The following is a 13,481-nucleotide window of genomic DNA, read 5'->3' on the forward strand; positions in this document are numbered from 1 at the left end:
GGGAGAAGAATGTCGATCTCCTTGCGCCGATACTGAATTGGCTCCACTTTCGCCTTCCGAAGGAAAGGAAGAGGCATGGCCGACGCACAGGACGTGATCTCCGCCCTGGTGGCCGACGGCGAGGCCGTCGACGCTCTGGTGGCGGATCTGCCGGACGAGGACTGGACGCGCCCGACCCCCGCCCCGGGCTGGACCGTGGCCCACCAGGTAGCCCACCTGGCGAGCATCTTCCGGATGGCCGGGATGTCGGCGGGCGACCCCGAAGCCTTCCGGGCCTTCACGGAGAGCATCGGGCAGGACTTCAACGGCAACGTTCAGGAGGCGCTCAAGGCCTACCTGGCGAACCCGCCCAAGGTGTTGCTGGACCGCTGGAGGGCGGAGCGCGACAAGGCCGAGCGGGCGCTCGCGGCCGTCCCGGAGGGGCAGTTGGTGCCGTGGCTCGTCCGCCCGCTGCCGGCGCCCGTACTGGCCTCCGCCGGGATGATGGAGCTGTTCGGCCACGGCCAGGACATCGCCGACGCCCTCGGGGTGCGCCGCGAGGCCACCGACCGCCTCCGGTACCTGGTCCAATTCGCCGTCATCACCTGGGACTTCGGCTACCAGGCGCGCCAGCTGACGCCGCCGGACACCGAGTTCAGGTTCGAGATCACCGGACCGTCCGGCGCGGTCTGGGAGTTCGGCCCGGCCGATGCCGAGCAGCGGATCACCGGCCCGGCCCTGGACTTCTGCCTGCTGGTGACCAGGCGCCGGCACCGCGACGACCTCGCGCTGGTGGCCACCGGCGCCGACGCGGACGCCTGGCTGGACCTCGCGCAGGCCTACCGGGGCCCGGCCGGCCCGGGCCGCACGCCCGGCCAGTTCGCCTCCCTGCGGCCGTAGTTCACGTCGAAACGCCGTGTCCCCCCTGCCCGAGGAGCAGGGGGGACGCGGCGTTCGTACGCCCGCGCCGGCCGGTCAGCCCTTGATCGGGCTGCTCTGGTGGGACAGCAGCTTCAGCTCGCCGTCCCGCTTGACGATCACCCAGGTGATGCGGACCTGGCGCTCGGGCGCGGTCGTGGTCTCGCCCTCCAGCTGGATGCCGCCCTGGCTGACCACCAGCGCCGTGTCGGCGTCGAGGAACTTGACGGCCAGCGGGAACCCGCGGACCCGCGCCCCGCGGAAGGCGCCCTGGAAGCCCGCGGCCATGAACGAGCGGATCGCCTCCCGGCTGGTCATCTGGGTGTCCTGCATCAGCAGGCTGCCGTTCTCGGTGAACAGCGCGGCGAAGCGGTCGGCGTCGTTGTGCTCCCACGCGTCCTGGATGCGCATCGGGACGGTGAGGACGGCCTTCTGCTCCTCGGTGGTGAACTCGCGGTAGTAGGTCGCGTCCTCCTCGATGCCCGCGGCGGCGAGGATCTTCGAGGCGTCGCCCCACGGTGAGGTCGTCGTCGGCATTCTCCACTCCCTGTCGGTAGGTTCGTGCGGTGGTCTGAGCGGTCGGCGGTCGGCGGTCAGCGGTCAGCGGTCGGCGTCCGCCGCCGTCGCGGGCGCTGCGATGCCGCGGATGAGGTCGGCGGCCTTCTCGGCGATGGCGATCACCGCCGCGTTGGGGTTGCCCCGGACCAGCGTCGGCATCACCGAGGCGTCCACGACGCGGAGCGAGTCCACCCCGAGCACGCGCAGTTCCGCGTCCACGACGGACCCCATGGCGCAGGTGCCCGCGGCGTGGAAGATCGAGTGGGCGTAGTGACGGATGTAGTCGCGCAGGTCCGCGTCGGAATCGGAGGCGGGCTGCTGCTGCGGCCCGTCGGTGAAGGGCTTCAGCGCCGCCTGGCGGGCGATCCGCATTCCGGCCCGGGTGGCCTCGACGGCGTCGTCGAGATCGGATTCGTCCGCGAAGTAGTTGTGCATGATCTTCGGTTTGGCGGTCGGGTCGTCGAGGGCCGTCATCACGGATCCACGGCTGCGCGGGGCGATCATCGTGGGGCCGTAGGAGATCGCGTGGCCGGTCGGCGTTCCGAGGCCGCTGTCGGCGAACATCACCGGTGCGGCGAGGAATTCCGCGTCGGGCGCGGGAATTCCGTCCCGGGTGCGGATGAATCCGCCCGCCTCCGGGCCGTTCGAGGTGAGCGGTCCGCGTCCTTCGTCCAGGAACCGCTCGACGTGTTCCGGGCTGCCCGCACTGATCAGGCTGATCGGCTGCGAGTGCTCGTAGACCAGCGGGACGAAGGTGTGGTCCTGGAGGTTCCGGCCGACCATCGGCTGGTCGAGGACGACCGGGATGCCGAGGGCGGTCAGCAGCGGGGCGGGCCCGATGCCGGACAGCTGGAGCAACTGCGGCGAGTTGTAGGTGCCCGCGCTGAGGATGACCTCCCGGGACGCCCGGACGGTGACCGCCTCGCCGAACCGGCCGCCGGTGACGCCGACCGCCCGGCCGTTCTCCACCAGCACCCGGTGGACCTGGAGGTCCGTCTCGACGACGAGGTTCCCGCGACCGAGCGCGGGGGCCAGGTACGCCGTCGCCGCGCTGCACCGCCGGCCGTCGCGCTGGGTGACCTGGAAGGGGCCGAACCCGTCCTGGCCCGCCCCATTGAAGTCCTCGTTCCGGTGGTAGCCGGCCTGGACCGCGGCCTCGACGAACGCCTCCGACATCGGATTGTTCGACCGGCCGTCGGAGACGGCGAGCGGTCCGCCCACCGCGTGGTACTCGGACGCGCCGCGGTCGTTGTCCTCCGAGCGGAGGAAGTACGGCATCAACTCGTCGTAGCTCCAGCCCGGTTGGCCCCACTCGTCGAAGTCGATCCGGTTGCCGCGGACGTAGATCATCGTGTTGGTGGAACTCGTTCCGCCGAGCACCCGGCCGCGGGGGAGATAGATGCGCCGCCGCCCGAGGAAGGGTTCCTCGTGGGTGTCGTAATCCCAGTCGTACCGCGTGCGGAGGAGTTTTCCGAACGCGGCGGGGACGTGAATGTTCTCGGCGGCGTCGGCCGGGCCCGCCTCGATCAGACAGACGGTGACATCGGGGTCCTCGGAGAGCCGGGCGGCGATCACGCTGCCCGCCGATCCGGCTCCGACGACGACGTAGTCGTACACGGCTTCGACCTACCTTCTCTCGTCGTTCCACCCGCTCATTCGTGGGCACCATCGTCGGGTCTCAGAGGCCCCACCGACATCTCCTCGAATGCGCACTCCGCGACGTGAACAGCCCTCGCATTCCGTAGACTTGGCCTGCGACGCGGTGAGAAATCCGATGGTGAGGGGCGCTGTTCGATGGCTACGTACGTCTTGGTCCACGCGGCGGCGGTGGACGCGTGGTACTGGGGGCCGCTGGCGGCCGAGTTGCGCGACCGGGGCCATGACGTGGTCGCACCGGACCTGCCGTGCGACGACGAGTCGGCCGGGCTCGCGGAGTACGCGGACACGGTGGTGAAGGCGATCGGCGACCGCACCGATCTCGTCGTCGTCGCCCACTCGATGGGCGGCTTCACCGGCCCGCTGGTGTGCGACCGGCTGCCGGTCGACCTGCTGGTGATGCTCCAGGCGCAGGTTCCGGCGCCGGGCGAGTCGCCGGGGGAGTGGTGGGGCAACACCGGCTACGGGTCGGCCCGGGAGGAGGCCGACCGCCGCCGGGGAGTGCCGGACGGCACGGACGAGGAGCCGCTGTCCCTGGTGCTGCACGACACTCCGGCCGAACTGGCCGCCGAGTTCCTGGCGGAGCACCAGCGGACCCAGACGGCGACGCCGTTCGTCGAGCCGTGGCCGCTGGACGCCTGGCCGACGGTGCCGACCAGGTTCCTGATGGCCTCCGAAGACCGGTTCTTCCCACCGGAGTTCATCCGCGCGACGGTCGCCGACCGCCTGGGCTTCCAGCCCGACGAGATGCCGGGCGACCACTGCCCGATGCTCGGCCACCCGAAGGAGCTGGCCGACCGGCTGGAGGCGTACCGCGCGGCCTTGTGACCGGAGCCGACGGCCGAGGCACCGGTCGGGGTGCCGGTCGGGGTGCCGGTCGGACCGCCCCGCCGGAGACGGTCCGACCGGCGGACGGGGGACGGCTCAGCCGACGGGCTGAGCCGAGGGCTCGCCGGCCTCGGCCGGCGTGTCGGCGGTGACCCCGACGTGCCGCAGCAGGGCCGCCGCGATCGCGGCGAGCCCGAGCAGCACCACGGCGCTGATCGCGCAGACCGCGGTGAGGCTGCCGGTGAAGGCGTGGTGCGCGTTCCGGAGCAGGGCGTCGGCGGAGTCCGCCGGCAGGCCCTTCGCCGCCGTCAGGGCGCCGATGACGCTCTCGCGCGCGCTCTCCGGGGTGCCGGCCGGCAGCGGATCGCTCAGACCGGCGCCGTAGACGGCGGTGGCGACGGAACCCATCACACCGGCGCCCAGCGCGATGCCGAGCTGGCCGCAGGTCTCGGACAGCGAGGCGGCGGCGCCGGAGCGCTCCTGCGGGGACGCGGCGAGGATCAGGTTGGTGGTCAGCGCCGCCTGCGGGCCGGAGCCCGCGCTGGTGATGGTGACGCCGGTGATGACCAGGGCAAGGCCGCCGTCGCCGCCGACCAGGGTGAGGACCAGGTAGCCGATCGCCGCGACGGTGAGGCCGGCGGCGATGACGTAGGCGGGCCGGACCCTGCGGGCGATGGCGGGGGCGGACATCGCGGTGACGACCATGGCGGCGCCCGACGGCATCATCAGCAGGCCGGCCTTCAGCGGGGAGAGCCCCTCGACGGCCTGGAGCCAGACGTTCACGACGAAGATGGTGCCGCCGCCGACGACCGCGCCGAAGACGTTGATCACCAGCGCGGCGCTGACCTGGCGGTGGCCGAACAGGCGCAGGTCCATCAGCGGATCCTCCAGCGTGCGCTGCCGGACCACGAACACGGCACCCATGACGACGCCGACGACGATGGCGAGGGCCGGGGCGATGCTCCAGCCGTTCTGCGCCAGTTCCTTGACGCCGTAGACGACCGGCAGCAGACCGGCCAGGGAGAGCACGACGCTGAGCGGGTCGAGACGCTTGGCGCCGGGGTTGCGGAACTCGGGCAGCAGCAGCGGGCCGGCGACGAGCAGGATCAGCATGACCGGCACCGAGAGCAGGAAGACGGAGCCCCACCAGAAGAACTGGAGCATCACGCCGCCGACGACCGGGCCGAGCGCGAGCCCGCCCATGAAGGCGCTCACCCAGACACCGATGGCGGCGCCCATCTGCCGGGGGTCGCGGTGGAACATGGTGACGATCAGCGCGAGCGTCGAGGGGGCGAGGGTCGCCCCCGCCACACCCATCAGCACGCGGGTCGTGATCAGCATCGGGGTGCTGACGGAGAACGCCGCCACCGTCGAGGCGAGGCCGAAGGCCGCCGCGCCGAGCAGCAGGACCTTCCGCCGGCCGATCCGGTCGCCGAGCGTGCCCATGGTGATCAGGAAGGCGGCCACCACGAAGCCGTAGGAGTCGATGATCCACAACTGCTCGACGCTGTCGGCGCCGAGGTCCTGGCTCAGCTGGGGGAGAGCCAGGTTGAGCACGCTGAGGTCCATCGACACCAGCAGAGTGGGCAGCGCCAGCACTGCGAGGGTGATCCACTCCTTCCTCCCGGCCCGGGGCAGGTCAGCGGTGGTCACGTCACGAGTCCTCTCATCGTCCGTCCGCGCCGCCGGTGACGGCGGCTCCCTCATTGAGACGGTCGGACGCGGGAAAACTCATCGGTGCCCCCGCTGAGCCATGCCAAGGGCGGCTCGGCAGCGGGTCAGGCGGTGTCCTGGAGCGCCGTCGGCAGGCCGAAGGACGGGAGGACGTCCGCGATGAACGCGGTGATCTCCACGATCTCCCGGCCCTCGATCCGCAGCACGTGCAGGCCGACCGGAAGGTACGCCGGGGCGTCCGGGTGGCGGCGTACGTACGTCGCGACGGCCGGTCGGCGGTTGGCGGAGGTGACCAGGTGCCGCACGTCGGTGAAGGCGCCCGGGCCGACCAGCGCGGGGAGCCAGCCGGCGATGACCGCGTCCCGCCCCAGGTAGCCGGTGAGCGTCGGCGGCATGGTGAACCGGGCGTCCTCCCGCAGGAGTTCGGCGAGCGCGGTGAGGTCGCCCCGTTTGGTGGCCGCCATGTAGCGGTGCAGTACGGCCCGCTCCTCCCGGCTCGGGTCCCCGGTCGGCCCCCAGTCCAGCCGGCGGTCGGGCAGGTGCCGCCTGAGCGTCGCCCGGGCGCGCTGGAGGGCGCTGTTCACCGAGGCCGAGCTGCTCTCCAGCAGGGCCGCCGTCTCCTGGGCCGTCCAGCCGAGCACGTCGCGCAGGATGAGGACGGCGCGCTGCCGGGGCGCCAGGTGCTGGATGGCCGCGAGGTAGGCCAGCTCGATCGTCTCGCCGGCGACGGCCGCGGCGTCCGGCTCGGTGTCGCTCGGCGCGATCGGCTCCAGCAGGTGGTCCGGGTAGGGCTGGAGCCAGGGGACCTCGGTCAGCCGGGCGGGCGCGCCCGCCGCCGCCTCCCAGGGCGTGGGCACGGCCACCGGCGTCCGAGGGTGGCGGTCGAGGTGGTCCAGACAGGCGTTGGTGGCGATCCGGTACAGCCAGGCGCGGAACGTGGAGTGCCCCTGGAACGTCTCCCGCTTGCGCCAGGCCCGTAGGAAGGTCTCCTGCACGAGGTCCTCGGCGTCGTCGAAGGAGCCGAGCATCCGGTAGCAGTGCACCTGGAGCTCGCGCCGGTACCGCTCGGTGAACTCCGTGAAGGCCGACTCGTCACCGCCGCGCACCGCCGCGCTCACCGCGAGGCGCTCCTCGGCCCGACTCGCCCCGGCCCGACTCGCCCCGGCCCCGCTCGTACCCACCGATGCCCCCCGACCACCCGCGGTGACCGTCGATCACCGCCGGCCAACCCTAGGTCAGGCGGCGGAGGTTGGGCAATCACGGGGGTGGTCGGGGGCGGTCCGTCAGGCCGGCACCGCCTCGACCACCGACAGGACCGTCGGCGTCGGGAGCACCCGGGACAGGCGCAGCCCGGCCCGGGCGAACAGCTCCGCGAAGTCGGCCTCGGTGCGTTCCCGGCCGGTGAGGGAGCCCATCATCATCAGGTCCAGGGCCTTGGACTGGTGGGGGTCGTTGCCCCGGGGGACGACGGCGTCCAGGACCAGGACCCGGCCGCCGGGGTTCAGGGCGCGGCGGCAGTGCTCCAGCAGGGTCACGCAGCGGTCGTCGTCCCAGTCGTGGGTGATCCGCTTGAGCAGGTGGACGTCGCCGGTCGGCACGGCGGTGAAGAAGTCGCCCTCCGCCAGCGTCCAGCGGTCCGCGATCTCCTTGTCCGAGCCCAGGCGGTGGCCGGCCAGGACGTGCGCCCGGTCGTAGAGGACGCCCTCCAACTCGGGGTTGCGGCGCAGCACTTCGATCAGCAGGCCGCCGTGGCCGCCGCCGACGTCCACCACCGTTCCGGTCCGCGGGAGGTCGCAGGCGGCCGCGATGAGCGCGTTCTCCGCGTCGGACATCGCCGCCATGCCCACGTGGAAGACGGCGGCGGTCCGCTCGTCCTGGGCGAAGTGGTCGAAGAACGGCAGGCCGAAGATGCCCTCGAAGGCCGTGGTGCCCTCGGTGAGGCAGTGCGTCAGCTCGCCGGCCGGGCGCCACATCGTCCGGTCGGTGAGCATCAGGACGGCCGCGCGCGCCGAGTACGGGACGCCCTCGCGCAGGGCCTGTCCGGCGTCGGTCAGCGCGAAGCGGCCCTGCTCGTCCTCAGCGACGACGCCCCGGGTGGCGAGCAGGCGCAGCACCCGGTAGAGGGCGCGGGCGTCCGTGCCGGTGGCGGCGGCGAGTTCGGCGGGGGTGCGGGGGCCGTCCGCCAGGTGGTCGGCCACCCCCACCTCGGCGGCGGCGCGCAGCGCGGCGGGGAAGAGGAAGCCGAGGGCCTCGTCGATGAGGAAGGCGGCGGAGCTGCGGAGCCCTTCGTCCCGGCCGTTGCCGGCCCGCTCGTCGATGGTCCTGTCCTCGTTCTCGCCCATGCCGTCCTCCGTCGTCCCGGTCCGAACCACCGCCCGGAGACTGCCCACGGCGGGCCCGGCCGATGCGCGGTCTCACCCGGAGGTGTGAGCCGAGGCCGCGTCGGACCAGGGTGAACACGTTCGGTGACGGGACCGGCCAGGTGAACTTCCCCGTACGGCGCGCCGTAGAGCGGTCGTTCGTGCAGCATCGATGGTGCACGCACAAAGCTGTGCGTCACTCTGAGAGAGGAAGCGATCGTGATCGACAAAGTCGTCGCGAAGCCGAAATGGCAGCCGGGCGGGTCCAAGTACTACGCGAAGTTCGACATCCGCTTCATCAACTTCAGCTCCAAGGACGTCGTCGACCCGACGATCGAGTTCACCATTCCGCCCGGTCTGACGTTCGCTGACGTCTACGGCCTGACGGGTGTCTCGCAGAAGGGCCAGGTCATCACCGCCCACCTGGTGCCGGAGAAGAAGACCATCAAGGCCAACCGCGGGACCGAGGTGGTCACCTGTAGTTTCGCGTCGGGTGCGGGCGTGGAGGGGCTGGGGACGGACCCGAAGCTGCTTCCGAGCCGGTTCAAGGTCAACGGCGTCGACGCCGACGTGCCCCCCGACCCCGCCAAGCCGAGCGTGCCGCAGGGGCTCAAGGTCGTCCGCGTCGGGCCGAAGTCCGTCACCCTGACGTGGCAGCCGTCCGACGGGCAGGCGACCGTCTACGGCTACGAGGTCTCGGTGTCGGGGCGGAAGGAACCGGTCGACACCGACACGAACACCGCGACCGTCAGGGGTCTGAAGCCGGACACCCCGTACACGTTCAAGGTGCGGGCCTACAGCCTCTCCGACGTCCGGTCCGACTGGTCGGCCGAGGTGCCCGGCACGACCGGAAGGGCCCTGCCCGACCAGGGGGTGTGGAGGGTACCGCGCTCCCCGTTCGTGGACTTCACCGCGGATCCGCCGAAGCCGGACCTGAGCACCTACGCCGAGGCGTCGAAGAACGGCGCGGCGACCTGGTGCGACGGCTTCGTCCTCGGCTTCGTCGTGGTCACCCCGACCGGCGACCCCGTCCCCCGTTGGGGTGGCGTGACGGAGGACCCCCGGACCTCCGGTTTCGGAAAGGACCAGATCAAGAGCTTCCGTGAGAAGTACGAGGGGAAGGTGGTCATCTCGTTCGGCGGTCAGGCCAACCTGCCGATCGAGGCGCGGGTGACGGACGTCGACAGCATCGTCGACATCTACAGGAAGATCATCGCGAACTACGAGGTGAAGAACCTCGACTTCGACTTCGAAGCCGGTTTCCTCAAGGACGACGCGGCCCTGGGCCGGCACCTCGACGCGGCCATCGCCCTGCTCGGGCAGGTCCCCGGCCTCCAGCTCTCCTACACGCTGCCGGTCGACGCACAGCCCACCGTCCAGGGCTTCAGTCCCGAAGGCGAGGCCTTCGTGAAGGAACTGGCGGCGGCGGGCATCGAGCCGTCGCTGATCAACGGCATGCTCATGAGCTTCAGCGCGGGCTCCCCGCCGGATGCCCTGGAGGCCTGCAAGGTCGGACTCAACGGCATGCACAAGCAGATCAGCAACGCGGGGTTCGGCTGGGACGCGAAGAAGGTGTGGTCCCGAATCGGAGCCTGTCCGATGTACGGCAAGCAGGACGTCCCGACGGTGGAGATGACCGTCGAGGCCATGCGCGGGCTGCTGAAGTTCGCCACCGACACGGACCTCGGCGCCATCACCGGATGGAGCGCCAACCGCGACTACAACGAGACCACGCTCGCGTCCTGCAAGACGAAGCCGGAACTGTTCCAGTGCACGGAGACGAAGCAGGGCGCCTCCGACTTCACCAAGATCGTGGGCGGCTACAAGCGCACGTGACGGCCTGGGCACCGGGACGCCGGGGCGGAGGCCTCGTCGCCCGCGAACGCGACCGGCTGTAGCCGATGGAGCGGGCCCGTACCGCCACGGCGGTACGGGCCCGACACGTTCCCGGCGGCCAGCACCACCAGCGTGTTCGCGTACGGCACGGCGTTGTCCACCGACGGGCTGGACACCTTCGCCGCCGCGACGGCCGAGCTGTCCTGCATCGCCCCCCGCACCTCGGCCGACCCCGGCTCCGCGACCCAGCCGGTGGCGGCGTGGTAGGCGGAGCCAGCGGGGCTGGTCACCCGTGTTCCAGGCCGAACTCGCCACACGGACGACCTTGTTGACGGCTTTGTTGGCGAAGCCCTGGATGCTGCCCCAGAGTCCGTGCCCGCTCGGACAACAGCAGCCAGAACAACGGAAGTTGGGACAGCGGAAGCTCCAGCTTCTGAGTCCACTCGCCACTTCTCGCCCCCGGCGTCGGGACCCGACGCCGGGGGCGAGACTGAGAGCAATCCCCGCGATCGCGGGGTCGATGAGGTCTTCGACTACGTCGACCGGATGCCGCAGGAGCAATCCCCGCGAGCGCGGGGCCGATACCCCCCAGGCAGATCAGCGCGACCCAGCGGGCGGAGCAATCCCCGCGAGCGCGGGGCCGATATCGGAGAGGTCGGCCACGATCTGACGCCTCTGGAGCAATCCCCGCGAGCGCGGGGCCGATGTCTTCGACGCAGGGGCGGTGGGCCCCCTCGGGGAGCAATCCCCGCGAGCGCGGGGCCGATGACGAACTACCGCCCGCGCGCACGTGGATCGGCGAGCAATCCCCGCGAGCGCGGGGCCGATGGCCCGTGGTGCGCCATGGCCGTCTGGGACGCGGAGCAATCCCCGCGAGCGCGGGGCCGATGCCTTCGCCCCCGGCGGCCTCGACTACATCGAGGAGCAATCCCCGCGAGCGCGGGGCCGATACGAGGCGTGCCATCATTCCGGACCCGATTCAGGAGCAATCCCCGCGAGCGCGGGGCCGATAAGGTCAGAACGGCCGGCGCGGGCGCGCGCCCGGAGCAATCCCCGCGAGCGCGGGGCCGATTCAGCACGATGTCACCGACCGACAGGGCGAGAGGAGCAATCCCCGCGAGCGCGGGGCCGATGACCCAGCGCCCGCAGACACCGCACAGACCCCGGAGCAATCCCCGCGAGCGCGGGGCCGATTAGTAGTCCGGGTACCACGCCACCAAGTCGCCGGAGCAATCCCCGCGAGCGCGGGGCCGATTCACTTGGGCCGCTATCCAGACGGCAGCGCTAGGAGCAATCCCCGCGAGCGCGGGGCCGATTAGCCGTTCGGACCGGTCAGGAACGCTTCCACGGAGCAATCCCCGCGAGCGCGGGGCCGATCGGCAAAGGGCGGCGGCGAGACGGGAGGGGGTGGAGCAATCCCCGCGAGCGCGGGGCCGATCGGGCGTACTGGAGGATCAGGTCGGCCTGGTCGGAGCAATCCCCGCGAGCGCGGGGCCGATGGGTTCTGAGTGAGCGCGAGGCTGCCGAGGTCGGAGCAATCCCCGCGAGCGCGGGGCCGATCACCCGGTCGACTTCGGGCGCCTGTGCATCGACGAGCAATCCCCGCGAGCGCGGGGCCGATCACGAACACGCCGTTGTCCAGGCCGGAAACGCCGAGCAATCCCCGCGAGCGCGGGGCCGATCCGTCCAGTCCATCCACTTCTCGTGCTCGCTGCGGGAGCAATCCCCGCGAGCGCGGGGCCGATGCACGACTCGCACTCGCCGAGGTGCGCGCATGAGAGCAATCCCCGCGAGCGCGGGGCCGATTGCTCGGCGGTCAAGACCATGTCCTTTGCCGAGGAGCAATCCCCGCGAGCGCGGGGCCGATCGGCGCTGATCTGCCCGGGACGCGGGTGGAGCCGAGCAATCCCCGCGAGCGCGGGGCCGATCTGCTGTGGGAGATCACGTCCTATCGGCGCGCGGAGCAATCCCCGCGAGCGCGGGGCCGATGAACTCCGCACCGCGATGAAGGACGGCGAGCAGGAGCAATCCCCGCGAGCGCGGGGCCGATACTTCCTGACCTGGGGTGTTGGGTGTCAGAGGGGGCTGGTTGATTCAGTTCGATCGGTCACCGGCTTGTGGAGCGGGTGGTGTCCATCGGGCATGTCTTTTTGATCCCAGGCGTGTTGTGGGTGTCGTGGCCTTCGTTTCCGAAGCGTACTCGCAGGCGGTGGCAGTGGTGCCCGCTCAAGGCCGGGAGGCTGGTTGGGGCACGCTGACCGGTGACGGCCGCCTGCTGCCCCGTCAGGGCAGCGGGCGGCCGTCACCGGTCAGGTGGTGGGGGTGTCCAGCAGGCCGGTGCGGGTGGCGATCACGGCGGCCTGGAAGCGGCTCTCGGCGCCGAGGCGTTCGAGGATGTTGGCGACGTGGCGGCGGACGGTGCGCAGGGACATGCCCAGGCGGCGGGCGATCGTCTCGTCCTTGAGGCCGGAGGCGAGCAGTCTCAGCAGGGTGGCGTCGATGTCGCGGGCGGCCTGTTCCAGGCCTTCGGCGCCGGGGGCGGTGGGGTCGCTGAAGGCGGTGGCGTGGGTCCAGGTCTGCTCGAAGATCCCGCGCAGGTAGGCGATGAGGTGGGGTTCCCGGACGACGACGGCGCCCCAACTGGTGCTGTCGGTGGGCAGGAACGCCACGGTGTCGTCGAAGACGATGAGCCGGCCGAAGAGTTCGTGGGCGGTCCGGTACTCGCCGCCCAGGGCGGTGGCGGCGGCGATGTAGACCTGGGTGGGGCCGTGGAAGCGGACCGAGTGCTGTTGCAGGGTGCGCATGCGGATGCCGCGTTCGAGGAGGGCGCGGTCGCGGGCCAGGGCGGGTTCGAGGTTGGCCGGGTTGCGGGAGACGTCGCCGGGCTGGCAGGCGATGACCTCGTGCCGGCAGCGGGCGGCCTCCGCCTCCAGCAGCGCGTGGACCGCCGCCTTGTCGGGCAGGACCGTCACCGCGTCCGGGGCGCCGTCGGGGGCGCCGGCCCGGGCCTGGGTGAGCCGGGTGAAGCGCTGGACGTCGGCGCGCAGGGCGGCGAGGCGCTGTTGGTGGGCCGCGGTCTCGGCGGCGATGTGGGCCTCGATCAGGGCGGCGGGATCCAGGCGTCCGTGAGTGCAGACGTGGTCGTGGGCCTGTCGGGCCGCCGCGCCGTTCTGCTCGGAAACTCCCAAGCTGAGACGGATCGGAGTGCATCCACTGCTTTGGATGCTTTGTCCGGATGGACCCGTTTTCTCCATCCGTGTCGCATCGAAATTGTTCGTCATGTCCGGTTCGAGCACATCCTCCCCCTGTCTCCAAATGTCCTGTCACTTTAATGACGGGCATCGCGCCTGGTCGGGACGAGGTGCGCGGGAAACAATCCAGACATCGGCGGCAACACCACCACCTCGCGTAGCGCCGCCGTCCGTTCCGTTCCACCCGTGACGTGAAGGACCCGTTGTGAAGCCTCTCCTCCGTACGGCCGCCGGCGCCGTCCTGGCCCTGGCCGCCCTGTGTACCGCGACGGCGCCCGCCGTCGCCGCCGAGTCCGGGTCCTCCCAGAAGCACGGCCCCGTCTACCACATCTTCAACACGTCCTGGGGTGACTGCCGCATCCCCCCGGGTGCCGACACGTGCGACGGTCGCTCCTTCATGTAGTGACACCGCGCTCGCGAG

The 13,481-nt window shown here is 71.4% G+C and carries 11 protein-coding genes and 1 CRISPR repeat array; of the genes, 5 read left to right on the forward strand and 6 right to left on the reverse strand.

The window, feature by feature from the left end; genetic code table 11:
* Positions 1–75 precede the first annotated feature (75 nt).
* Positions 76–879, forward strand: coding sequence for a TIGR03084 family metal-binding protein (locus tag J0670_RS03385; protein WP_207809433.1), 804 nt, complete (start codon positions 76–78; stop codon positions 877–879).
* 75 nt (positions 880–954) lie between these two features.
* Here J0670_RS03385 and J0670_RS03390 read toward each other — a convergent pair whose 3' ends face one another.
* Together J0670_RS03390 and J0670_RS03395 are read right to left on the reverse strand one after the other, a co-directional pair.
* Positions 955–1,434, reverse strand: coding sequence for an SgcJ/EcaC family oxidoreductase (locus J0670_RS03390; protein WP_207809436.1), 480 nt, complete (start codon positions 1,432–1,434; stop codon positions 955–957).
* Positions 1,435–1,497: 63 nt separating this feature from the next.
* On the reverse strand, positions 1,498–3,072 hold the full coding sequence (locus J0670_RS03395; protein ID WP_207809438.1) for a GMC family oxidoreductase: 1,575 nt from the start codon (positions 3,070–3,072) through the stop codon (positions 1,498–1,500).
* Positions 3,073–3,249: 177 nt separating this feature from the next.
* Here J0670_RS03395 and J0670_RS03400 point away from each other — a divergent pair, with 177 nt between their 5' ends.
* Positions 3,250–3,939 carry an alpha/beta fold hydrolase gene (locus J0670_RS03400; protein ID WP_207809440.1) on the forward strand — a complete coding sequence of 230 codons (690 nt, stop codon included), beginning with the start codon at positions 3,250–3,252 and terminating at the stop codon, positions 3,937–3,939.
* A gap of 96 nt (positions 3,940–4,035) precedes the next feature.
* On the opposite strand, the gene J0670_RS03405 is transcribed toward J0670_RS03400, so the two are convergent.
* From J0670_RS03405 to J0670_RS03415, 3 genes are all read right to left on the reverse strand, one after another.
* On the reverse strand, positions 4,036–5,592 hold the full coding sequence (locus J0670_RS03405) for an MFS transporter (protein WP_307806363.1): 1,557 nt from the start codon (positions 5,590–5,592) through the stop codon (positions 4,036–4,038).
* Between the two features lie 125 nt (positions 5,593–5,717).
* Positions 5,718–6,731: an RNA polymerase subunit sigma-70 gene (locus tag J0670_RS03410; RefSeq protein WP_307806364.1), complete on the reverse strand. Its 1,014-nt coding sequence runs from the start codon at positions 6,729–6,731 to the stop codon at positions 5,718–5,720.
* Positions 6,732–6,896: 165 nt separating this feature from the next.
* Positions 6,897–7,955, reverse strand: a complete 1,059-nt coding sequence (locus J0670_RS03415) for a methyltransferase (protein ID WP_207809445.1) — start codon at positions 7,953–7,955, stop codon at positions 6,897–6,899.
* Positions 7,956–8,192: 237 nt separating this feature from the next.
* Between J0670_RS03415 and J0670_RS03420 the strand changes: the two genes are divergently transcribed.
* Both J0670_RS03420 and J0670_RS39815 read left to right on the forward strand, forming a co-directional pair.
* The gene (locus J0670_RS03420) at positions 8,193–9,809 is read left to right on the forward strand and encodes a fibronectin type III domain-containing protein (protein WP_207809447.1); all 1,617 of its coding nucleotides are present in this window, start codon (positions 8,193–8,195) and stop codon (positions 9,807–9,809) included.
* Positions 9,810–9,941: 132 nt separating this feature from the next.
* Positions 9,942–10,076: a hypothetical protein gene (locus tag J0670_RS39815; RefSeq protein ID WP_279382935.1), complete on the forward strand. Its 135-nt coding sequence runs from the start codon at positions 9,942–9,944 to the stop codon at positions 10,074–10,076.
* 226 nt (positions 10,077–10,302) lie between these two features.
* Positions 10,303–11,859: direct repeats of the CRISPR family, unit length 29 nt; unit sequence GGAGCAATCCCCGCGAGCGCGGGGCCGAT.
* A gap of 259 nt (positions 11,860–12,118) precedes the next feature.
* Here the strand turns inward: J0670_RS39815 and J0670_RS03425 are convergent.
* Complete coding sequence (locus tag J0670_RS03425; protein ID WP_243436470.1) at positions 12,119–12,997, reverse strand: LuxR C-terminal-related transcriptional regulator; 879 nt, start codon at positions 12,995–12,997, stop codon at positions 12,119–12,121.
* Positions 12,998–13,265: 268 nt separating this feature from the next.
* Here J0670_RS03425 and J0670_RS03430 point away from each other — a divergent pair, with 268 nt between their 5' ends.
* Positions 13,266–13,463 carry a hypothetical protein gene (locus tag J0670_RS03430; protein WP_207809449.1) on the forward strand — a complete coding sequence of 66 codons (198 nt, stop codon included), beginning with the start codon at positions 13,266–13,268 and terminating at the stop codon, positions 13,461–13,463.
* Positions 13,464–13,481: the final 18 nt, after the last annotated feature.

It is taken from the genome of Streptomyces sp. FH025, from assembly GCF_017427025.1.
Classification (GTDB): Bacteria; Actinomycetota; Actinomycetes; order Streptomycetales; family Streptomycetaceae; genus Kitasatospora.